The sequence below is a fragment of the Frankia sp. CcI49 genome (assembly GCF_001983215.1).
GTDB lineage: Bacteria > Actinomycetota > Actinomycetes > Frankiales > Frankiaceae > Parafrankia > Parafrankia irregularis.
In genome coordinates this window covers 1-21,723 of sequence record NZ_MOWP01000038.1, presented here as the reverse complement: position 1 = coordinate 21,723, position 21,723 = coordinate 1, and the positions used below count along the sequence as shown (strand labels likewise).

The window sequence follows — 21,723 nt, the reverse complement described above, 5'->3', positions numbered from 1 at the left end:
GGTGACCTCGCGTGCTGCGGGGTCCACGCAGGCACGCGGCGGCCGGGGGCGTACCGTGGCCGCACGGTGGTCGCGGTGGCGGGTTCGAGGGGGGCCTGCCGCGTACGCGTCGCCTCATGCGGGGTTCCGGTACGACAGGCCGGTTCGGTGGTGGGCGGGGGGCCCGCCACCGGCGCCGGCCTTTCGGACGGTCGACACACATGGGGTGGGGCAGATGCACGAGACGGGCCGCGGATCCGAACGTGACGGGGGCGGCGGGACGTTCCCACCACGATCCGACTCCGAGGGGTCCGAGCCCGGCGGAGCAGGTCGGGAGCGGTACGGCGCCGGCTCCGGCACGGATCCGGGAGCCGGCGCGGGCGGTACGGGCCCGGGAGACACCGGCGACGACGCCGAGGGCGATGCCCGCCCGGTGTCCCTGCTGGGCATGCGGATGACGCAGGACTCCCAGCCCGGTCTGGCCACCGTCGGCCGCCGCGCGGGCCGGGGTCGTCCGCGGGCGCCTCGACCCGAGCCGGAACGCGGTGCCACGGCGACGAACCCGCCGGCCACGGCGACCAATCCAGCGCCGGCGCCGCACGCGGCCCCACCGCCGGTCACCGCGTACGCGGGTCCGCCGGTGTCGCCCGGCCCGGCTTCTCCCACGAACCCCGACCAGGTGCGGCCTGACCACGGGCCACCTGACCATGGGTCACCTGGCCACGGGCCACCTGACCACGGGTCGGCGGGTCCGGCGGCTCCGGCGAGTGCTCACGAGCCCGCCGCGGGGGGCGGCTGGGTGCCGCAGGTCGTAGCCCCGAACGCCGCGGCCGGGGTGCCACCGGCACTCGCTCCCGGTTTCGGTCAGCGTGCGCCGTTGCCGCCGCTCCCACCGGTACCGAGGCCGCATCCGACGGCGCAGCCGCAACCACAACCGGTGCCACCGCCGCCTCCGCCTCCGCCTCCGCCGCCTCCGCCGCCTCCGCCGCCTCCGCCGCCTCCGCCGCCTCCGCCGCCTCCGCCGCCTCCGCCGCCACCGGCACCGGCATCACCGCCACCGTCCCCGCAGCTGGGAACGCGAGCATCCGCCTTGTCGTTGCCGCGCCCGTCGGCGTCCCCGATCGGGACCGTGCCCCCCCGCGCGTCCCTGCCCGCGGTGCCGTCGCGCCCCGGGGCAGAGATCGTTCCCGCGCCCTTCCGTGGCGCCGCGGTCCGAACCCGCTGTGTCCTGGTCGGGGGATTCGGCGGCGGTGGCGGCCGAACGACGGTCGCCGCCGGGCTCGGCCTGGCGCTCGCGGCCCGCGGCGGTGCGCGCGTCGTCGCCGTGGATGCCTGCCCTGACCAGTACGGGATGCTGACGCACCGGGTCGGCCTGGGCTCCGGGACCAGCGGGGTGCGGGAGCTGGTCACCGCCCAGCCTCCGGTCGAGTCGCTCACGGAGCTGCGGCTTTACCTGAGGGCGGACGGCCCCGGTGGTCTCGAGGTGCTTCCCGGGGTGCACGACCTCACCGCGCCCGGGCTGACCGCGCACGAGCTGGCCGCCGCGCTGAACCTGCTCGGCCGCTGGTTCCAGGTGGTGATCGCGGATGGCCCGCCGGGCTGGAGCCAGCCGGTGTCCGCGACGCTGCTCGCCCGCGGCGACCAGGTCGTCCTCTCATGCCGCGCGGGTGAGGCGGAGCTGGCCGCGGCGGGTCATGCGCTGACCGCGCTGGCCGCCGCCGGGCGGGCGGATCTGCAGGCCTCGGTGCTGGTCGCGGTCGTGGAGACCTACCCGACCCGGCTCACCCGGGTGGCACGTCAACGCCTGGGYGATCTCGAGGCTCGGGCTCGCCGGTTGGTCACCGTCCCCTTCGACCCGGGGCTGACGGACTGCCGGCCCGTCGACTGGTACCGGCTGCGCCGGCGGACCCGGGCGGCCTTCGAGGAGCTGGCCGCGGCGGCCGACCCCGCCGATCAGTGACAGCCGCCGTGCCGGACGGGCCGATTGAGGCACTACAGTCGGTGTGATGCCTCCCGACCTGCTGACGCCACCCGGGCAGGGTGACGACGGGCTTGCCGACTCCGCGCTGTTGGCCGCCCTGCGCTCTGGCGACCGGGCCGCGCTGACGGCGGCGCTGCCGGGGGCCCGGGTGTTCGTCGGGGTGGAGGCGAGGGCGCTCGCGACCGATGCCGTGACCGGCGCGGACAAGAAGAGCGACATGGTTCTGGTGACCCTGCGCACGCCGTCCGGTTCTGGTGCGCTGCCGGTCTTCAGCTCGGTCGACGTCATGGCCGCCTGGCGTCCGTCCGTGCGTCCGGTGCCGGTGACGCTGCCGGATGCCTGCGCCGAGGCCGTCCGCATGGGTCTGGCCGCGGTGGTGATCGATCTCGGTGGGCCGGCGCCGGTCACCCTGGACGTGCGCCCGTCCACCGAGGACGGTGCCCGGGGTGCCGCCTGGCGTGGTCCGCGGCCGTTCGGGGCCGGCGAGGGCATGTGGATCTCCTCCGGGGCGGCGAGCGCCGGCGGTGGTGCGGCGAACGGGGCCGCGCAGGCCACTGGCGGGGGTGCTGGCGGGGCTGCTTCCGACCGGCGCGACGAGGTGATCGTGGCTGACGACGGCGGCGGCGGGCTGCTGCGCCCGCGCCCGGTGCCGCTGGGCGCGCGGGGCCGGCGGCGGATTCGCGCGGCGCTGGCCGGTCTGCCCGCCGGTACCGAGGTGTGGCCGGCGGAGCTCGCGCAGTCGGTCGGGCCGGATCACCAGGCACGTCCGGTGCTCGCCGTGGCGGTGCACGGTGTGGCCCGTGCCGGCGCCGGCACGCGGGCCGGTGGCGCGCAGGCCGGGGGGTCCGGCGGTGCGGCCGGTGGCAGCGACACGGAGGCCGAGCTCGACGCGATGGTCACCGAGATCGTGCGCCGGCTGCGGGAGGCCATGGAGGACCCGTCCGCACCGACGATCGTCGGCACCGGCGGAGGTCAGGGCCCGGACGAGATGGCGGCCGCGGTGCTCGTGGTCGACCCCACCGAGGTGCCGGCGGTGCGGGCGCATCTCGGGCGGGGGGTTCGTCCACCGGGGCGCCGGGGCTTTCGGCTGCTGGGCGCGCGGCCCCGGTCGTGACCGGGATGCCGGCGGCGCCACCAGCAGGAGTGGGCCTTTCGGTCGCTGACTCCGACCTGTTCCGTTGTCGGCTCTGACCTGCCGAGACAGTGTCCGACAGAGGTGGGTTGGAAATGGCTCGGCGTTGATCGTGGCGGTACGCCGGCCGGTGACCGACCGGGATCCGGAGCGGGGCTGTCGCCCCTGGCCTGGCCTGGCCGGGCGCGTGGGGCGGATCGGGACGGAAGCCCTTGTTGATCGTCCCTCGCCGCGGGCTCTGCTACGCTGGGCTGCAGACCACCTGGTGGCAGGTACTGACGCCATGCTTCGGTCGCCGTGTCCGGCAGTCGCACCCAGACTGTCCCACTTCGGCGCAGTCGCATACGTCGTGCCCGCGTCACCAGGTCAAAGCGGGGGTTCGCCCTCCACCCGTCGCCGCCGTCGGAGATGATCCGGCCGGTCGCCAGCCCGCCGGCTGGCGCGGTGGCCGGGTCGCCGGTCGGTCGAGCCGTTGCCACGGCATGTCGGCCGGGAGCCTGGGTTGCCCCGGGCTTGGTGCTCCGCTGCGGTGAGGTCGTGCCCGCGCGTCGAGCCACGGAGGAACGCACATCAGCACAGAGTCACGCATCAACGACCGGATCCGCGTCCCGGAGGTTCGCCTCGTGGGAGCGGAGGGCGAGCAGATCGGCATCGTCTCCATCGGGGAGGCCATGCGCCTCGCGCAGGAGGCGGATCTCGACCTCGTCGAGGTGGCGCCGACCGCCCGTCCGCCGGTCTGCAAGCTGATGGACTATGGCAAGTTCAAGTACGAGTCCGACCAGAAGCGTCGTGAGGCTCGTAAGAACCAGGTCCAGACGGTCATCAAGGAGATGAAGCTCCGACCGAAGATCGATCCGCACGACTACGAGACCAAGAAGGGTCACGTCGTGCGCTTCCTCAAGGCCGGCGACAAGGTAAAGATCACCATCATGTTCCGTGGGCGTGAGCAGTCACGGCCCGAGCTCGGCATCCGGCTGCTGCAGCGGCTGTCCACCGACGTCGCCGATCTCGGTTACGTCGAGGCCCAGCCCAAGCAGGACGGGCGGAACATGACGATGGTCATGGCCCCGCACAAGGGCCCCGCCAAGCCCCAGCGAGTCCCGGAGTCCGCGACCCAGGGGTGAGCTACCACCGGTCGGCGTCGCCAGACGTCGTACCGGCCCAGGCGCGCATGAACACGGGCACCAGACGGGCGCGCCCAGACGAGCATCCGAAATCCACCACAGGGACGCGATCATGCCCAAGATGAAGACCCATACCGGTGCCGGCAAGCGGTTCCGTGTCACCGGCACCGGCAAGGTGATGCGCCGTCGCGCCAACCGCGCCCACCTCCTCGAGCACAAGTCGAGCCGCCGCACCCGCCGGCTCTACGACGAGGTTGTGCTGACCTCCGCGGACGACCGCCGCATCAAGCGTCTGCTGGGCCGCTGACATCTCCGGTCTGGTGGCCGTGCAGGGCGGCCGACCGGACCGGACGCGAACGAACGTGAACGAACGAAGGAGACAGGTGCCCTCATGGCACGCGTGAAGCGGGCAGTCAACGCCCAGAAGAAGCGCCGCGAGGTCCTCGAGGCCGCCAGCGGATACCGGGGCCAGCGTTCGCGGCTCTACCGCAAGGCCAAGGAGCAGATGCTCCACTCGATGACCTACTCCTACCGGGATCGTCGCGCGCGCAAGGGCGACTTCCGGCAGCTGTGGATCACTCGTATCAACGCCGCCGCCCGGGCGAACGGTCTCACCTACAACCGCTTCGTGCAGGGCCTGCGCCTGGCCGGTGTCGAGGTCGACCGCAAGATCCTGGCCGATCTCGCGGTCAACGACGCGGCCGCCTTCGCGGCGCTCGTCGAGGTCGCCCGCGCCGCGCTGCCCGTGGCCGCCGAGGCCTCGGCCGCCTGAGAGCCCGCCGCCGTCCTCCGCCGGTGTCGTCTCGCCGCCCGCAGCGCCCCTCCGCGGGCCGGTCGACGTCGTTCACGGGGTCGTCCACCGGGCTGTCGGAAGCTTCGTCCACCGGCCCGTCCACGGGTGGGGGCGTTCTGAACGCCGGCCCGTTGCCCGACCGGTTCGACGGGCTTCGCTCCGCCCACGTCGCCGCCGCCCGGCGGCTGCGGCGTGCGGCGGCGCGCCGTGAGGAGGGCCTGTTCCTCGTCGAGGGGGCCCAGGCCGTTACCGCGGCGCTGCAGGCCGACGCGCTGGTCGAGCTGTTCGTCGGTGAGTCGGCCCTGGCGCGGCACGGCCAGCTGATGGCCGGAACCGGCGTGCCGGTCCGGTTCGTGACCGATGCCGCCGCGGCAGCCCTCTCGGAGACGGTGACCCCGCAGGGGCTCGTCGGCGTCGCCGAGCTGCCCGGGCACCGGCTGGCGGATCTGGGGCGGCCGCGCCTGGTCGCGGTGTGCGAGGGCGCGAACGATCCGGGTAACGCCGGCACGGTGATCCGCTCGGCGGACGCGGCCGGCGCCGATGCCGTCGTGTTCGTCGGTGACAGTGTCGACCCGTTCGGCGGCAAGTGCGTGCGCTCGTCCGCGGGCAGCCTGTTCCACCTCCCGGTGATCGTGGCCGCCGACGCGCCCACGGTCGTGCGGGAGCTGCGTGAGCTCGGCTGCCAGGTCCTGGCGACGTCCGGTCACGCGGACCGCGATCTCGACGAACTCGCCGCCGCGGGAGTGCTTGCCGGCCCCACCGCGTGGGTCTTCGGCAACGAGGCGAGAGGCCTCACGGCCGCGACGGCGGCCTCCGCGGACACGGCGGTGAGGGTGCCGGTGTACGGTCAGGCCGAGTCACTGAATCTTGCGGTTGCGTCGGCGCTGTGTATGTATGCGTCGGCGCGGGCGCAGAGAGCGGTGCGGTCAGCTACGTCCGGTGCCAGTGGAGGTGGGGCGCGTTGACACGCATCGTCGCTTCCGCTCCCGGGCCGGACTTCTCCGGGAACGAGGTTCCCGGTCCCGGTCCCGATACCGCGGAGGAGTCGGTGGACCTGCGTACTCCGGCGACCCTCGACCTGCTGCCCGATCCGGTGGTCGTCACCGACGCGTCGGGTGTCGTGGAGATGTTCAACAGCGCCGCCTCGAAGGTGACCGGCCTGCCGCAGGGCAAGGCGGTGGGGCGTCATCTCACCGAGGTCCTTCCGCTGCTCGACGAACGGGGCAACGACTGGTGGGAGTGCTCGCAACCGAGCCGTGACCTGCCCCGGGTCACCGGGCAGCCGGAACGTCGCCTGACCTACGCCGGCCCGGACTCCGACCACGACTTCAACGTGACCGCCCGCTTCACCCGGGTCGACGGGGTGCTTGTGCGGGTGGCGGTCTGCCTGCGGGACACGGTCAGCAGGGAGCGGATCGAACGCAACCGCGCGGACCTCATCGCCACCGTCGCCCATGAGCTGCGCTCGCCGCTGACCAGCGTGAAGGGCTTCACCGCCACGCTTCTCGCCCGTTGGGACAGGTTCACCGACGAGCAGAAGAAACTGATGCTCAACACGGTCAACACCGACGCCGACCGCGTCACCCGGCTGCTGACCGAGCTGTTGGACGTCTCCCGCATCGACGCCGGCCGGGTCCAGATCCGCAAGCAGATCGTCGACATGCGTGCGGCCGTCCGGCGCGTCGTCGAAGGCAAGATCGCGGCCGGCTCGGCCCCGGCGGAACGGTTCGACGTCCGGTTCACCGGTGAGCTGCCCGAGATGTGGGTCGACCCGGACAAGATCGACCAGGTTCTCCACAACCTCATCGACAACGCGTTGCGCCACGGCGCGGGTACTGTGACCGTCGTGCTCAGCGGAACATCTACAGGTGCCGAGGTGACCGTCGCGGACGAGGGCGAGGGTGTGCCGGAAGCCAACGCCAGCCGGGTGTTCGCCAAGTTCTGGCGCGGTGCGAGCCGTGGCAACGGCACGGGTCTCGGGCTGTACATCGCCAAGGCGCTGATCGAGGCACACGGCGGGACGATCTCGGTCGGCAAGGCGCCGGGCGGCGGGGCGGAGTTCCGATTTTCCGTGCCCGCTGGTGGGCCCGTGTTCGGCTGAGGCCGCACGACGCACCACCGGCGGGCGCCCCGGGAGAACCGACCCATTCGTTCGGCGGGCCGCGCAGGCCCGCCGCCCACCGATGAGGATGATCATCGTGCCCGCCCCCAACGAGACCGCTGATCCTGTGGATCTCGGTGCCCTGGACCAGAACAGGCTGGACGCCGACGTGGCCGCCGCGCTCGCGGCCATCGCCGCGGCCGACGGCCTGGACGCGCTGTCCGCCGTGCGTTCCGCGCACGTCGACGGCCAGTCCGCGCCGCTCGCGCTGGCCCGGCGCCAGCTCGGCGCGCTGCCGCGCGAGCGGCGCGCGCCGGCCGGCCGGGCGCACAACGCCGCCACCGCCGCCGTCCGCACCGCCTACGAGTCCCGGCTGACCGAGCTCACGGCGCGCCGCGACGCCGAGATCCTGATCGCCGAGCGCGTCGACGTGACCCTCCCCGTCGACCGCCGGCGCCACGGCGCACGCCACCCGCTGAGCCTGCTCTCCGACCGGCTCACCGACGTCTTCGTGGCCATGGGCTACGAGGTCGCGGAGGGGCCCGAGGTCGAGCACGACTGGTTCAACTTCGAGGCGCTCAACATGGCGCCCGACCACCCGGCGCGCAGCGAGCACGACACCCTCTACGTCGAGCCCGCCGCGTCGGGTCGGCTGCTGCGCACGCACACCTCGCCGGTGCAGATCCGCTCGCTGCTGTCCCGTCCGCTGCCGGTGTACGTGGTGTGCCCGGGGCGCACCTACCGCAACGACACGATCGACGCGACGCACTCGCCGGTCTTCGGCCAGCTGGAGTGCCTCGCCGTCGACGAGGGCATCACCATGGCCGACCTGCGGGGCACCCTGGAGGTGTTCGCCCAGGCCCTGTTCGGTTCGGGCCTGTCCACCCGGCTGCGGCCGTCGTTCTTCCCGTTCACCGAGCCCTCCGCCGAGCTGGACGTCCAGTGCTTCGCCTGCCGTGGCGACGCGGGCCGCCAGCCGTGCCGGGTCTGTTCGGACGAGGGCTGGATCGAGGCCGGCGGCTGCGGCATGGTCGACCCGAACGTGCTGCGTGCCTGCGGCGTCGACCCCACCCGCTACAGCGGCTTCGCGTTCGGGATGGGCCTGGAGCGCGCGGCGATGACCAGGCATGACGTCCGTGAGATCCGGGACTTCGTCGACGGCGACGTCCGCTTCGGCCTGCCGTTCGGAATCGAGGGCTGACCCGGTGAGAATCGTGATGTCCTGGCTGCGTGAGGTGGTCGGCGCCCCGCTGCCGCCGGCGAAGGCGGTCGCGGAGGCACTGATCCGCGCCGGGTTCGAGGTCGAGGGGCTGGAGACCGTCGGTTCGGACCTGGCCGGGGTTGTGGTCGGCGAGGTGGTCTCCATCGAGGTCGTGCCGACGAAGAAGAAGGACGTCCGCTGGTGCCAGGTCCGCGTCGCGGAGCTGGGCGCGGCGGACGCGTCTGGTGCGCCGGATGCGTCTGGTGCGGCGGGTGCCGAGGTCTCCGAGCCGGGCGTGCGCGGCGTCATCTGCGGCGCGTTCAACTTCGAGGTCGGTGACCGGGTTCCGGTGGCACTGCCCGGGTCCGTCCTGCCCGGGGGCTTCGAGATCAGCTCGCGAAAGACGTACGGGCATGTCAGCGACGGCATGATCTGCTCCGCTCGTGAGCTCGGGCTGGGCGAGGACCACAGCGGGATCCTGGTGCTGCCGCCGGACACGCCGATCGGCGCGCATGTCGCCGAGCTGCTCGCCGTCAGCGACGAGGTGCTCGACATCGCCGTCACGCCCGACCGTGGGTACGGGCTGTCGGTGCGCGGTATCGCCCGGGAGACGGCGACCGCGTTCGGGCTGCCCTTCGGGGATCCCGGCCAGTGGGGTGGCCTGGCGTCGGACGCCGGCCCGCTGCCCGGTGACACCGGCGATGGCGGGGAAGCCGGTGCGGCCGGCTACCCGGTCCGGGTGGAGGACACGGCCGCCTGCGACCGGTACGTCGCGCGCGTCGTCAGTGGCGTCGACCCGAACGCCCCCACCCCGCTGGGCTGGGCCCGGCGGCTGTCGCTGGCCGGGATGCGGCCGATCTCCGCCCCGGTCGACGTCACCAACATCGTGATGCTCGGGCTGGGCCAGCCGCTGCACGCCTTCGACCGGGCCAAGCTCTCCGGGCCGATCGTCGTCCGTCGGGCCCGGGCCGGCGAGCGTCTGCTCACCCTTGACGGGGTCGACCGGGTGCTCGACCCCGAGGACCTGGTGATCGCCGACGACTCCGGCCCGATCGCGCTCGCCGGCGTGATGGGCGGCGCGGCGACGGAGATCTCCGCGACGACGACCGACATCGTGCTGGAGTCGGCGCATTTCGACGCCATCGTGGTCGCCCGGACCGCCCGCCGCCACCGCCTCGGTTCCGAGGCGTCACGGCGGTTCGAGCGCGGCGTGGACCCGGCGCTCGCCCCGGTGGCCGCGCAGCGTGCCGTCGACCTGCTGGGCGAGCTGGCCGGTGCCAGCGCCGAGCCAGGCGGCACCGACGTCGACCACCGGCCGGCACCGGTGACGATCGCCTTCCCGCTGGGTGAGCCGGAGCGGCTCGCCGGTCGCCCCTACCCCGTCGACGTGATCCGGCGGCGGCTGGCCGACATCGGCGCCGTCGTCTCCGGCCCCGCCTGGGATGCCGCGGCCTCGGATGTCGCGGCGTCGGGTGCTGCCGCTTCGGGCACGGTCGAGGTCACGGTGCCCTCGTGGCGTCCCGACCTGGCGCGCCCGGCGGACCTCGTCGAGGAGGTCGTGCGCCTGGAGGGCTACGACACGATCCCGGTCACCCTGCCGCTGGTTCCCGCGGGCCGCGGGCTGACCGAGGCGCAGCGGCTGCGTCGGGCGGTCGGGCGGGCGCTGGCCGCCGACGGCTTCGTCGAGGTGCTGACCCTGCCGTTCGTCGGTGCGGACGCCGCGGACGTCCTGAGCCTGCCCGACGGCGACCCGCGCCGGGCCGCCGTCCGGGTGACCAACCCGATCGCGCAGGACGCCTCGTTCCTGCGCACGACGCTGCTGTCCGGGCTGATCGAGGCCGCTGGCCGCAACCTCGGCCGCGGCCAGACGGATCTCGCCCTCTTCGAGAGCGGACTGGTCTTCCGCGAGCCGGCAGGGGGTGCCGTCGCGGTCGCCACGCCGCCCGTCGACCGCCGGCCCAACGAGGCCGAGATCCGCGCGCTGGACAGTGCCCTGCCCGACCAGCCGCGGCACGTGGCGGTCATCCTCACGGGTCTGCGCGAGCCGGCCGGCTGGTGGGGCCCGGGCCGGGCCGCCGACTGGGGCGACGCGGTCGCCGGCGCGCACAGCGTCGCGGCGGCGGTCGGGGTGGAGCTCACGGTCGGTGCCGGTGACGTACTGCCGTGGCATCCCGGCCGCTGCGCCGAGCTGTCGGTCGACGGCCGGGTCGTCGGGCACGCGGGGGAGCTGCACCCGCGGGTGCTGGGCGCCGCCGGGCTGCCGGCCCGCTCGTGCGCCATGGAGCTCGACCTCGACGCGCTGATCGCCGTGGCGCTCGAACGGCCGGCGGTCGCCGCGCCGGCGATCTCCACCTTCCCGCCGGCTGACCGGGATGTCGCGCTGGTGACCGGTGCCGAGGTGCCCGTCGCCGCGGTGACCGAGGCGCTGAGGGCCGGCGCCGGGGAGCTGCTGGAGTCGCTGTCGCTGTTCGACGTCTACGAGGGCGGTCAGGTCGGCCCCGGTCGGCGTTCGCTCGCGTTCGGTCTCCGGCTGCGTGCCGCCGACCGCACGCTGACCGCCGGGGAGGCGAACGACATCCGCGACGCGGCGGTGGCCGAGGCCGCGAGCCGCACGGGAGCGGTGCTGCGTGGCTGAGCGCGGCTGACCCGCCGCGTCCGCGCGCATACCCGGCGGAGATCGGGTGCGGGTGCGGAGGCGTCGGATGCTGGGTGAGTCGGATGCCCGGGTTCGGATGCCGGGGTGATGAGTCGGGGTGGGTGCTGCTGGCACCCACCCCGACCCGTTTCCCACCCCGGTACCTCGTTGTCCCGGAGTGGTCTTTGTAGAAGTGTGCCCCGGCGGCGTCGGCTCTGTCCTTTACTTTCACGTAACGAATCGGTAATAGGTGCCCCCGCTCTGGAGGTTGTCGCCGGTGCGGTCGCGTGACCAGCCTCTTGAATTTCCATAGGCGGGTGTGTATAAGTTTTCAGTCATGGGTGTGACTGCGGCGGTTGCGGGCGCGAGCGGGTACGGCGGCGGGGAGCTGCTTCGGCTGCTGCTCGGCCACCCCGGCATCGACATCGGTGACCTGGCGGCCAACACGTCCGCCGGTGTGGACGTGACCGAGGTGCATCCGCACCTGCCCGATCTCGCCGGGCGGGTGTTCGTCGACACCGCGGCCCTGGCAAACACGAGCGCCGACATCGTCTTCCTCGCGCTCCCGCATGGGCAGTCGGGCGCGGTCGCGGCCACCTTGCCGGCCGGCGTGCGGGTCGTCGATCTCGGGGCCGACCACCGCCTGGCCGACCCGCAGGTGTGGCGGCGGGCCTACGGTGGCGAACACGCCGGCGCCTGGACCTACGGCATGCCGGAGCTGCCGGGGGCCCGGGAGGAGATCAGGGTCAGCAACCGGGTCGCCGCGCCGGGGTGCTACCCGACCGCGATCACCCTGGCGCTGGTGCCGCTGATCGCGGCCGGCGCGGTGGATCCGTCCGACCTGGTCGTCGTCGCCGCGAGCGGCACCTCCGGTGCCGGGCGGTCGGCGAAGGTCAACCTCCTCGGCAGTGAGGTGATGGGTGACCTGACCGCCTACAAGGTCGGTGGTCACCAGCACCGGCCCGAGATCGTCCAGACCCTCACCCGGTACGCGCGGTCACCGGTGTCGTTGTCGTTCACCCCGGTCCTGGCGCCGATGCCGCGCGGCATTCTGGCGACCTGCACCGCCCGCCTGTCCGCCGAGCTCGCGGCTGGTGACGATCTGGGCACCGGCCTCGGCGCGGACGCCGAGACGGTCACCGGGATCCTGCGAGCCTTCTACGACGGCGAGCCGTTCGTGCGGGTGCTGCCGCCGGGCCGGTGGCCGCGCACCTCGTCCACTCTCGGCAGCAACTGCGTGCACCTGCAGGCGACGGTGGACGCCGAGGCCGGCCGGGTGGTCGTCGTGGCGGCCATCGACAACCTCACGAAGGGCGCCGCGGGCCAGGCGCTCCAGTGCGCCAACCTCATGCTCGGCCAGCCGGAGGGCACCGGCCTGAGCGCCCAGGGCCTCGCCCCGTGACCGCGTCAACCGCGGGTCGCCGGGCCGCGGGTCGCGGGGCCATGGCACGCCGGGTCATGGCACGCCGGGTCATGGCTCGCCGGGTCGCGGCTCGCCGGGCCATGGGTAGCCGGTCCGTAGTCGGAGTGAGTGGGGAAGGGGAACAGGCATGAGCGTCACCGCAGCCCAGGGCTTCCGGGCCGCCGGAGTCGCGGCCGGGCTGAAGCCGTCCGGGCGTCCAGATGTCGCGATCGTCGTCAACGACGGTCCCGCCGATGCCGCGGCGGGCGTGTTCACCCGCAACCGGGTGCAGGCCGCGCCCGTGCTGTGGACCCGCCAGGTCCTCACCGGCGGCCGGCTGCGCGCGGTCGTGCTCAACTCCGGTGGGGCGAACGCCTGCACCGGGCCGGCGGGGTTCGCCGACACCCACACCACCGCGGAGCGGGTCGCCGCCGAGCTCGGCATCGGAGCGGGCGAGGTCGCGGTCTGCTCGACCGGCCTGATCGGTGTCCCGCTGCCCATGGACCTCCTGCTCCCGGGGGTGGTCGAGGCGGTGGCCGCGCTGTCCGCGAGCGGCGGGGGCGCCGCGGCCGAGGCCATCCGCACCACCGACACCGTGGCGAAGGAGGCGGTCCGCCACAGCCGGGAGGGCGGGAGCGTCGTCACCGTCGGCGGCATGGGCAAGGGCGCGGCCATGCTGGCACCGTCGCTGGCGACGATGCTCGTCGTCGTCACGACCGACGCCGTCGCCGACGCCGCGACTCTCGACCGTGCCGTGCGGGAGGCCTGCCGCACGACCTTCGAGCGGGTCGACTCCGACGGCTGCCTGTCGACGAACGACACCGTGCTGCTGCTCGCGTCGGGTGCGTCGGGGCGGGCGCTGCCCGAGGCCGAGCTGACCGAGCTGGTCACCGCCGTCTGCGAGGACCTGGCGAGCCAGATGCTCGGCGATGCCGAAGGATCCACGAAGACGATCTCCATCACGGTCACCGGGGCGGCCTCCGAGGCGGACGCGCTCGAGGTCGGCCGGGCGATCGCGCGGAACAACCTGCTCAAGTGCGCGCTTTACGGCAAGGACCCGAACTGGGGCCGGGTGCTCGCGGCGATCGGCACCACCGCCGCGGCGTTCGAGCCCGACCAGCTCGACGTGGCCATGAACGGTGTCCAGGTGTGCCGGGCCGGCGCTCCGGGTGAGTCCCGGGACCTGGTCGACCTCTCCGGGCGGGAGATCAGCATCGTCGCGGACCTGCACGCGGGCGCCGCCGAGGTGGTCGTGCGGACGAACGACCTCACCGACGGGTACGTCTACGAGAACTCGGCATACTCGACATGAGCGACAGTCCGTCGACGCGCGGCCCGGCCGCGCGGGCACGTGGGCATTCCGCGCTCACGAAGACGAAGGTCCTCATCGAGGCCCTGCCGTGGCTGTCCCGCTTCCACGGGGCGACGATGGTGATTAAGTACGGCGGGAACGCGATGACCCGGCCCGAGCTGCGGGAGGCGTTCGCGGCCGACATCGTCTTCCTGCGCTACGCGGGCATCCGGGTGGTGGTCGTGCACGGCGGCGGCCCGCAGATCACCGCGCACCTGGAGCGGCTCGGGGTGGCCTCGGAGTTCGTCGGCGGCCTGCGGGTGACCACGCCCGAGACGATGGAGGTCGTCCGGATGGTCCTCGTCGGCCAGGTCAACCGGGATGTCGTCGGCCTGGTCAACGACCACGGCCCGTTCGCGGTCGGCCTCTCGGGCGAGGACGCGAACCTGTTCACCGCCCGTCGCCGCCCGGCGATGGTCGACGGCCAGGCCGTGGACGTCGGGCTGGTCGGTGACGTGGTCGAGGTCCAGCCCGAGACCGTCAACGCGCTGCTGGACTCGGGCAAGGTCCCGGTCGTGGCCTCGGTGGCCCGCGGGCTCGACGGCGGGGTGTACAACGTCAACGCGGACACGGCCGCCGCGGTGCTGGCCCTGGCGCTGGGAGCGACGAAGCTCGTGGTGCTGACCGACGTCGAAGGTCTCTACGCGGACTGGCCGGCCAGCGACGAGGTGATCAGTGAACTGACGGTAGGCGAGCTGGAGCGGCTCCTGCCCTCCCTGTCGTCCGGAATGATCCCGAAGATGGAAGCCTGCCTGCGGGCCGTCTCCGGCGGGGTTCCCCAGGCCCACGTGCTCGACGGGCGGGTTCCTCATGCCGTGCTGCTGGAGGTCTTCACCGACGAGGGGATCGGCACCCTGATCCGGGCCGACGACGGGGCAGGCCCCGGCACGGCCGGCCCCGGAACGGACATCACCGAAGGAGAATCGTGAACGCCGACCTGCTCGACCGGCGGGACGCCGTCGTCATGGCCACCTACGGCCGGCCGTCGATCGCGTTGACCCGTGGCGCCGGTGCCCACGTGTGGGACGCCGACGGCCGCGAGTACGTGGACCTGATCGCCGGTGTGGCGGTGAGCGTCCTCGGGCACTGCCATCCGGCGGTGCGGGCCGCTGTGGTCGCGCAGCTCGACACGCTCGGCCACACCTCGAACCTGTATGTGAACACGCCTCAGGTGCTGCTGGCCGAGCGGCTGATGGAGCTGCTGGGCGTGGACGGGCGGGCGTTCTTCTGCAACTCGGGCGCCGAGGCGAACGAGACCGCCATCAAGATCAGCCGTCGGACCGGCCGGTCGGAGATCATCGCGGCCGAGGGCGCCTTCCACGGGCGGACCATGGGAGCGCTGTCCATCACCGGCCAGCCCGGGAAGCGGGCGCCCTTCGAGCCGCTGCTGCCCGGGGTGCGCTTCGTTCCCTACGGGGACGCGCAGGCGCTGGCCGAGGCGGTCAGCGAGCGCACGGCCGCGGTCTTCCTGGAACCGACGCTGGGTGAGGGTGGCGTGGTGGCGCCGCCGCCCGGCTACCTCGCGGCGGCCCGCGCGGCCTGCGACGAGCACGGTGCGCTGCTGGTGCTCGACGAGGTCCAGAGCGGCATCGGGCGCACCGGCGCCTGGTTCGCCCACCAGACCGCGGGAGTCGTCCCCGACGTGATCACCCTCGCGAAGGGGCTCGGCGGCGGGCTGCCCATCGGGGTCTGCATCGGCATCGGCGCCGCCGGGCGCCTGCTGCAGCCCGGGGACCACGGCAGCACCTTCGGTGGCGGCCCCCTGGTCTGCTCGGCCGCCCTCGCGGTGCTGGACACGATCGTGGCCGACGGGCTGCTCGACCACGCGACCGCGCTGGGCGAGTCGTTGCGCGCGGGGATCCTCGCCGCCGGTGCCGCCGGCATCACCGGGATACGCGGCGTCGGGCTGTGGCGGGCGATCGAGCTCGACGGGCCCTACGCCGCCGAGCTGGAGACCGCCGCACGCGAGGCGGGTTTCCTGGTGAACGCGGTCGCCGCGGACGTCGTCCGGCTCGCGCCACCACTGGTGATCACCCAGCCCGACCTGGACGCGTTCGTGTCGGCGCTGCCCGGAATCACCGCCGGCGTCCTGGCTGGCCGTGGCCGGGCCGAGGCCGGGAAGAAGCCGGGCGAAAGCTCTAAGGTCAGCCCATGACGGCCCGACACTTCCTGCTCGACACGGACCTGACCTCGGCCGAGCAGGCCGCACTGCTGGATCTCGCCGACCGGCTCAAGGCCACCCGCCGCGAGCGTGGCACGGCCCCCCGTCCACTCGAGGGCCGATCGGTCGCGCTGATCTTCGAGAAGCCGTCGACCCGGACCCGCCTGTCGTTCGACGTGGCGGTAGCCGAGCTGGGCGGCCACCCGATCGTGATCGACTCCGCCTCCACCCAGCTGGGCAGGGGGGAGACGATCGAGGACACAGCCGCCGTCCTCAGCCGCTACGTGGACGCGATCGTCATCCGGACGTTCGCGCAGGAAAGGGTCGAGCGGATGGCCGCGGCGGCCACCGTGCCCGTCATCAACGCGCTCTCCGACCACGCCCATCCCTGCCAGGCGCTCGCCGACCTGCAGACCATCCGTGAGCTGCGCGGCCGCCTCGCGGGCCTGACCCTGACCTACCTGGGCGACGGCAACAACGTCGCGCACTCGCTGATGCTCGCCGGGGCCATGGCCGGGATGCGGGTTCATGTGGCGTCTCCGCCCGGCTACGAGCCGTTCGACCAGGTCGTCCGGCAGGCGAACGAGATCGGCGCGGTCACCGGCGGCGAGGCGTTGGTGATGCACGACGCGCTGGAGGCCGCGACCGACGCGGACGTGCTCTACACCGACGTCTGGGCGTCGATGGGCCAGGACGACGAGTCGGACACCCGAGCGCTCGTCTTCCAGCCCTACCGCCTGGACGAGAAGGTCGTCGAGGCCGCGCGCCCGGACGCGATCGTCATGCACTGCCTGCCCGCGCACCGCGACGTGGAGATCTCCGCCGCGGTGCTGGACGGCCCGCGGTCGGTGGTGTTCGACCAGGCGGAGAACCGGCTGCACGCCCAGAAGGCACTGCTGGCGGTCCTGCTCGACGACGCATCGTCGGAGGCCGCCCTCCGATGACGATCCGCGCGGCGGCCCCCCTGACGAAACACGCCCGGCAGGCGCGTCTGGCCGGGTTGATCGCGGCCAGGTCGGTACGGTCACAGGCGGAGCTGGCGCGTCTGCTTCTCGCGGAGGGCGTGCAGGTCACCCAGGCCACCCTGTCCCGCGATCTGGAGGACATCGGCGCGACGAAGGCCCGTGGGCCCGACGGCGTCCTCATCTACCGGGTGGACGTCAACCAGGCCCCGGCCGAGGCCGTGCGCATTCCGCTCACCAGGCTCTGCGAGGAGCTGCTGGTCTCGGCGGAGGCCAACGGTGATCTCGTTGTGCTGCGGACTCCGCCGGGCGCCGCGCAACTGTTCGCCTCAGCCCTCGACCGGGCGGCCCTGCCGGAGGTGATGGGGACCATCGCCGGCGACGACACGATTCTCGTGGTCTGTCGGGCGATGCAGGGGCGCAACGGCTCGTCGGCCGGCCCGGAGTTCGCCGGCCGGCTGCTGTCCCTTGCCGACGGCCGGGCCAGGCCCGCCGCACCGACGCCCCGGGACGGTGTCGGCGAGCCGCCGGGCCCGGATGACGACACGGGCTGAGCCAGCCCGTGTCCACGACAACCGCGTCGACGAAACCTGAGCCAGAACCTCAGCCAGTACCAGAGAACCTGAGCCAGAACTAAGGAGATACCCAGTGACCGAACGCGTCGTGCTTGCCTACTCGGGCGGCCTCGACACGTCCGTGGCCATCGGCTGGATCGGCGCCGAGACCGGCGCCGAGGTCATCGCCCTGGCCGTCGACGTCGGCCAGGGCGGTGAGGACCTGGAGGCGATCCGCCAGCGTGCCCTCACCTGCGGCGCCGTCGAATCGATCGTGGTCGATGCACGCGAGGAGTTCGCGGCGGACTTCGTCGCCCCGGCGATCCGGGCGAACGCGCTCTACATGGACCGCTACCCGCTCATCTCCTCGCTGTCGCGGCCGATCATCGTCAGGCACCTCGTCGAGGCCGCCCGCCAGCACGGCGCGGACGCGATCGCGCACGGCTGCACGGGCAAGGGCAACGACCAGGTCCGTTTCGAGGTCGGCGTGATGGCGCTGGCTCCCGGCCTGCGGGTGCTGGCCCCGGTCCGTGACTCCGGGATGACGAGGGACAAGGCGATCRCCTTCGCGGAGGAGCGCGGCCTGCCGATCGACGTCTCGAAGAAGTCGCCGTACTCGATCGACCAGAACCTGTTCGGCCGCACGGCCGAGTGCGGCATCCTCGAGGACCCGTGGGCGCAGCCGCCGGAGGACGTCTTCGTCTACACCGCCGACCCGACCGTCCCGCGCCCGGCCGACGAGGTCACGATCTCGTTCACCGACGGTGTGCCGACCGCGCTCGACGGCCGTGCCCTGTCGCTGGTCGAGCTGGTCGCCGAGCTCAACACCCGGGCCGGGGCTCAGGGGGTCGGCCGGATCGACATGATCGAGGACCGGCTCGTCGGTATCAAGAGCCGCGAGATCTACGAGTGCCCGGGTGCGATCACCCTGCTGACGGCGCACCGGGACCTCGAGGACCTCACCCTCGAGCGCGACATCGCCCGGTTCAAGCGCGGTGTCGACCAGCGTTGGGGCGAGATCGTCTACGACGGGCTGTGGTACTCGCCGCTCAAGGCCGCGCTGGACGCCTTCGTGGACTCGTCCAGCGCCGGCGTCTCCGGTGATGTGCGCATCCGGCTGTCTGGCGGTGTGGCCCAGGTCGTCGGGCGTCGCAGCCCGGGGAGCCTCTACGACCACGCGCTGGCGACCTACGATGCCGGCGACCAGTTCGACCAGAGCGACGCTCGCGGGTTCATCGAGCTGTGGGGCCTGCCCACCAAGGTCTGGGCGGCCCGCGAGCAGCGGCTGCACCCATGACGTCGGTCGGTCCGGTGGCGACGGGGGAGTACCCGTCGGTCGACGAGGAGCGAGTGACGATGGATCCCGAACGGGCGCATGACGACGCGGGCCCGACGAACGACGTGGGCTCGGTGCCCGGTGCGGACGGATCCGCGCCGCTGCGGCTGTGGGGCGGGCGGTTCGCCGGCGGGCCGGCCGAGGCGCTGGCCCGGCTGTCGGTCAGCGTGCAGTTCGACTGGCGGCTGGCGCCCTACGACCTGCTCGCCTCCCGCTCCCACGCCCGGGTGCTGCACCGGGCGGGGCTGCTCGACGCCGGCGAGCTGGCTGCGATGCTGAAGGCACTCGACGACCTGTCGGATGYCGTCACCCAGGGCCGGTTCCGTCCCACCGTCGAGGACGAGGACGTCCACACGGCGCTGGAGCGGGGGCTGCTGGAGAACCTCGGCGCCCTCGGCGGCAAGCTGCGCGCCGGGCGCAGCCGCAACGACCAGGTCGCCACCGATCTGCGCCTTTACCTCCGCGACCACGCTCGGCAGGTCGCGGGCCGGCTCACCGAGCTGTCGAGTGCGCTCGTCACCCTCGCCGAGCAGCACGTCGACACCCCGGCACCGGGAATGACCCACCTGCAGCACGCGCAGCCGATCTCGTTCGGTCACCAGCTGCTCGCGCACGTCCAGGCGTTCGTCCGGGACGTCGACCGGCTGCGTGACTGGGACCGCCGGGCCTCGGTGAGCGCGCTGGGAGCAGGCGCCCTCGCCGGCTCCTCCCTGCCGCTCGACCCGGCGGGGGTGGCCGCGGAGCTCGGGTTCGACCGGGCCTTCGCGAACTCGCTGGACGCGGTGTCGGATCGGGACTTCGCGGCGGAGTTCCTGTTCGCGGCGGCGCTCACGGGCGTGCATCTGTCCCGCCTCGGCGAGGAGATCGTCCTGTGGACGACCCGCGAGTTCGGCTGGGTCGAGCTGGATGACGCCTTCGCGACCGGCAGCTCGATCATGCCGCAGAAGAAGAACCCGGACATCGCCGAGCTCGCGCGGGGCAAGTCCGGCCGGCTCATCGGTGCGCTGACCGCTCTCCTGACGACTCTCAAGGGTCTGCCGCTCGCGTATGACCGCGACCTGCAGGAGGACAAGGAGCCGGTCTTCGACGCGGTCGACACCCTGCTGGTCGTGCTGCCCGCGATGACCGGCATGGTCGCCACGATGCGGGTGCGCCGGGAGCGGCTCGAACGGGCCGCGCCCGACGGATTCGCGCTCGCGACCGACGTCGCCGAGTACCTGGTTCGCAACGGCGTCGTCTTCCGGGAGGCGCATGAGGCGGTCGGCCAGCTGGTCGCCTGGTGCGTGGCCCACGACGCCGAGCTCGACGACGTCTCCGCGGAGGACCTGGCGGCGATCAACCCGCTGCTCACCGCGGACGTCCGCTCGGTTCTGTCGGTGCGCGGGGCGCTGGAGGCACGCTCGGCGCCAGGCGGCACGGCCCCGGATCGGGTGCGGGACCAGATCCGCGACCTGGCTCCGGTGCTGGACCGTGACCGGGCCTGGGCGGGGAACTGAGCGGACCCGTCCTCGACCGAGACTTCTACGACCGGCCCGTGCTGGTCGTCGCCCGAGATCTGCTCGGGACGACGATCCGGCACGGGCCGGTCGCGTTGCGGGTGACCGAGGTCGAGGCCTACGGCGGGACGGATGATCCCGCCTCCCACGCTCGGCGCGGTCCGACTCCACGCAGCGCGGTGATGTTCGGGCCACCGGGATATGCCTACGTCTACTTCGTGTACGGCATGCACTGGTGTTTCAACGTCGTGTGTGGCCCGGAGGGAACGGCGGCGGCGGTTCTCGTCCGGGCCGGGAGCGTCTGCGCGGCCGGTGCCGATCCGCAGGCGCTCGGCGGCGTCACGCCTGGTTCGGAGCGGTTCGGCCCGGAGGTGGGCCTGGCGGCCGCGGATCGGGGCCGTGGTGACCGGGGGCCTGGTTCCGGGCGGGCCGCCGGCGGCCTCGCGGCCCGGCGGGTGGCCTCCGGCCCCGGGCGCTTCGCCCGGGTGCTGGGCGTCGACGGCACGTGCACCGGGACGGACCTGACGGGCGGTGGGCCCGTGACCGTGCACCGAGGCACGCCGGTCGCGGATGAGGAGGTGGGCCGTGGACCGCGCATCGGGATCAGAGCCGGAGCTCACCTGCCGAACCGGTTCTGGCTCCTGGGCGAGCCATCGGTGAGCCGAGTGCCACCGGTGCGTCGGGTGCAGCGGTGAGCTGCGCGCGTTGCGCGGAAGCCCGGGATGACTGACTCTGCGGATGCCCCGGTGCCGATGCTCCGGTGCCGATGCCCAGACCGGATGCCGGGGCCCCGGTGCCGTGCAGCGGCGCGCTGCCGGCGCCGGAGCTTCGCGGCCCACGCCGACGGGGGTGCCCGAGCGGTGCCGGATGGCCTGGGAGCAGGCCCGGAGGCCGATCACCTGTTCGAGCGCAGAACCCTAAGCCTCGCATACCAGACAGCACCGTCAAGCTCCGATTGGGTAGCTGTGACATACGTCACACATCTTGAGACCCGATTGATTTGACGCCCCCGGACATCCCCCCGTAATGTTCTCTCTGTCAGCGAGACACGGCAGACACCGAACAGGGTGGCTCCACTCGGGACGCGGGATCGGACCGCAAGGTCGGGTCTTCGGGCGGGATCGCAGCCTTCGAGGCATTTGCGACGCACCTGACCGAAAAGAACTTTGAAAAGCAAATTGCCTGGGTATGTACGCTTCGCGGCGTGATCCCAGCAGCATCTGCTCCTTGAGAACTCAACAGCGTACCGAATAGTCAGTGCCATTTAGTTTTAAACCCCCGTCCATGGCCAGGGCTGATGTTCTGGTTGTGGTGGGAAATTCCTTTGGCAATGACAGACGATCTTACGAGGATCTGTCTTGCCAGGATCGGTTGGGCTTGGCGGCCCGGCCATCTCTTTCAAGCATTGATGGAGAGTTTGATCCTGGCTCAGGACGAACGCTGGCGGCGTGCTTAACACATGCAAGTCGAGCGAGGAGCTTGCTCCTAGCGGCGAACGGGTGAGTAACACGTGGG

General features: G+C 72.9%; 19 protein-coding genes and 1 rRNA gene. 19 read left to right on the top strand and 1 reads right to left on the bottom strand.

Translation table 11 applies throughout. The annotated features are described in order from the left end of the window. Window positions 1-596: 596 nt before the first annotated feature. Window positions 597-1,064 (bottom strand): hypothetical protein, encoded by a 468-nt coding sequence (locus CcI49_RS42830; RefSeq protein ID WP_198955708.1) that lies wholly within the window; start codon window positions 1,062-1,064, stop codon window positions 597-599. A 44-nt stretch (window positions 1,065-1,108) separates the two neighbouring features. Here CcI49_RS42830 and CcI49_RS40160 point away from each other — a divergent pair, with 44 nt between their 5' ends. The 19 genes from CcI49_RS40160 to CcI49_RS32665 all read left to right on the top strand — a co-directional run. Further along, the gene (locus CcI49_RS40160; RefSeq protein ID WP_083473237.1) at window positions 1,109-1,939 is read left to right on the top strand and encodes a cellulose synthase operon protein YhjQ/BcsQ; all 831 of its coding nucleotides are present in this window, start codon (window positions 1,109-1,111) and stop codon (window positions 1,937-1,939) included. A gap of 46 nt (window positions 1,940-1,985) precedes the next feature. Beyond that, entirely contained in the window at window positions 1,986-3,074 is a 1,089-nt protein-coding gene (locus CcI49_RS32750; RefSeq protein ID WP_076833139.1) for an SseB family protein, read from the top strand. A 587-nt stretch (window positions 3,075-3,661) separates the two neighbouring features. Then, window positions 3,662-4,216: a translation initiation factor IF-3 gene (gene infC / locus CcI49_RS32745; RefSeq protein WP_076833136.1), complete on the top strand. Its 555-nt coding sequence runs from the start codon at window positions 3,662-3,664 to the stop codon at window positions 4,214-4,216. Window positions 4,217-4,328: 112 nt separating this feature from the next. Further along, window positions 4,329-4,523, top strand: a complete 195-nt coding sequence (rpmI, locus tag CcI49_RS32740; protein ID WP_054566644.1) for a 50S ribosomal protein L35 — start codon at window positions 4,329-4,331, stop codon at window positions 4,521-4,523. An 84-nt stretch (window positions 4,524-4,607) separates the two neighbouring features. Next, window positions 4,608-4,988, top strand: a complete 381-nt coding sequence (gene rplT, locus CcI49_RS32735; RefSeq protein ID WP_006540134.1) for a 50S ribosomal protein L20 — start codon at window positions 4,608-4,610, stop codon at window positions 4,986-4,988. A gap of 137 nt (window positions 4,989-5,125) precedes the next feature. Then, window positions 5,126-5,974, top strand: a complete 849-nt coding sequence (locus CcI49_RS32730) for an RNA methyltransferase (RefSeq protein ID WP_054567213.1) — start codon at window positions 5,126-5,128, stop codon at window positions 5,972-5,974. 5 nt (window positions 5,975-5,979) lie between these two features. Further along, window positions 5,980-7,110 (top strand): HAMP domain-containing sensor histidine kinase, encoded by a 1,131-nt coding sequence (locus CcI49_RS32725; protein ID WP_235497965.1) that lies wholly within the window; start codon window positions 5,980-5,982, stop codon window positions 7,108-7,110. A gap of 97 nt (window positions 7,111-7,207) precedes the next feature. Further along, entirely contained in the window at window positions 7,208-8,311 is a 1,104-nt protein-coding gene (gene pheS, locus CcI49_RS32720) for a phenylalanine--tRNA ligase subunit alpha (RefSeq protein ID WP_054567214.1), read from the top strand. 4 nt (window positions 8,312-8,315) lie between these two features. After that, complete coding sequence (gene pheT, locus CcI49_RS32715) at window positions 8,316-10,946, top strand: phenylalanine--tRNA ligase subunit beta (RefSeq protein ID WP_076833129.1); 2,631 nt, start codon at window positions 8,316-8,318, stop codon at window positions 10,944-10,946. A gap of 337 nt (window positions 10,947-11,283) precedes the next feature. Beyond that, complete coding sequence (gene argC, locus CcI49_RS32710; protein WP_076833126.1) at window positions 11,284-12,348, top strand: N-acetyl-gamma-glutamyl-phosphate reductase; 1,065 nt, start codon at window positions 11,284-11,286, stop codon at window positions 12,346-12,348. 148 nt (window positions 12,349-12,496) lie between these two features. Continuing rightward, the gene (gene argJ / locus CcI49_RS32705; RefSeq protein WP_054566648.1) at window positions 12,497-13,660 is read left to right on the top strand and encodes a bifunctional glutamate N-acetyltransferase/amino-acid acetyltransferase ArgJ; all 1,164 of its coding nucleotides are present in this window, start codon (window positions 12,497-12,499) and stop codon (window positions 13,658-13,660) included. Further along, window positions 13,657-14,628: an acetylglutamate kinase gene (gene argB, locus CcI49_RS32700; protein ID WP_054566649.1), complete on the top strand. Its 972-nt coding sequence runs from the start codon at window positions 13,657-13,659 to the stop codon at window positions 14,626-14,628. Before argJ ends, argB begins: the two co-directional genes overlap by 4 nt. Continuing rightward, window positions 14,625-15,854 (top strand): acetylornithine transaminase, encoded by a 1,230-nt coding sequence (locus tag CcI49_RS32695; protein ID WP_076833122.1) that lies wholly within the window; start codon window positions 14,625-14,627, stop codon window positions 15,852-15,854. Before argB ends, CcI49_RS32695 begins: the two co-directional genes overlap by 4 nt. Further along, a complete protein-coding gene (gene argF, locus CcI49_RS32690) occupies window positions 15,851-16,804 on the top strand; it encodes an ornithine carbamoyltransferase (RefSeq protein WP_076833119.1) in 954 nt (317 codons plus the stop codon). Before CcI49_RS32695 ends, argF begins: the two co-directional genes overlap by 4 nt. Then, the gene (gene argR, locus CcI49_RS32685; protein WP_054566652.1) at window positions 16,801-17,376 is read left to right on the top strand and encodes an arginine repressor; all 576 of its coding nucleotides are present in this window, start codon (window positions 16,801-16,803) and stop codon (window positions 17,374-17,376) included. Before argF ends, argR begins: the two co-directional genes overlap by 4 nt. Before the next feature lie 94 nt (window positions 17,377-17,470). Next, a complete protein-coding gene (locus CcI49_RS32680; RefSeq protein ID WP_076833115.1) occupies window positions 17,471-18,673 on the top strand; it encodes an argininosuccinate synthase in 1,203 nt (400 codons plus the stop codon). Then, entirely contained in the window at window positions 18,670-20,208 is a 1,539-nt protein-coding gene (gene argH / locus CcI49_RS32675) for an argininosuccinate lyase (RefSeq protein ID WP_116437563.1), read from the top strand. Before CcI49_RS32680 ends, argH begins: the two co-directional genes overlap by 4 nt. Then, window positions 20,193-20,903, top strand: a complete 711-nt coding sequence (locus tag CcI49_RS32670) for a DNA-3-methyladenine glycosylase (protein ID WP_076833112.1) — start codon at window positions 20,193-20,195, stop codon at window positions 20,901-20,903. Before argH ends, CcI49_RS32670 begins: the two co-directional genes overlap by 16 nt. Before the next feature lie 710 nt (window positions 20,904-21,613). After that, a 16S ribosomal RNA gene (locus CcI49_RS32665) occupies window positions 21,614-21,723 on the top strand; the annotation flags it as partial.

Excerpts from the sequence above, each read along its gene's own strand:
- rpmI (WP_054566644.1), top strand. The coding sequence starts at position 4,329 with ATGCCCAAGATGAAGACCCATACCGGTGCCGGCAAGCGGTTCCGTGTC.
- argB (WP_054566649.1), top strand. The coding sequence starts at position 13,657 with ATGAGCGACAGTCCGTCGACGCGCGGCCCGGCCGCGCGGGCACGTGGG.
- argJ (WP_054566648.1), top strand. The coding sequence starts at position 12,497 with ATGAGCGTCACCGCAGCCCAGGGCTTCCGGGCCGCCGGAGTCGCGGCC.
- rplT (WP_006540134.1), top strand. The coding sequence starts at position 4,608 with ATGGCACGCGTGAAGCGGGCAGTCAACGCCCAGAAGAAGCGCCGCGAG.
- CcI49_RS32750 (WP_076833139.1), top strand. The coding sequence starts at position 1,986 with ATGCCTCCCGACCTGCTGACGCCACCCGGGCAGGGTGACGACGGGCTT.
- argC (WP_076833126.1), top strand. The coding sequence starts at position 11,284 with ATGGGTGTGACTGCGGCGGTTGCGGGCGCGAGCGGGTACGGCGGCGGG.
- argR (WP_054566652.1), top strand. The coding sequence starts at position 16,801 with ATGACGATCCGCGCGGCGGCCCCCCTGACGAAACACGCCCGGCAGGCG.
- argF (WP_076833119.1), top strand. The coding sequence starts at position 15,851 with ATGACGGCCCGACACTTCCTGCTCGACACGGACCTGACCTCGGCCGAG.
- CcI49_RS42830 (WP_198955708.1), bottom strand. The coding sequence starts at position 1,064 with ATGCTCGCGTTCCCAGCTGCGGGGACGGTGGCGGTGATGCCGGTGCCG.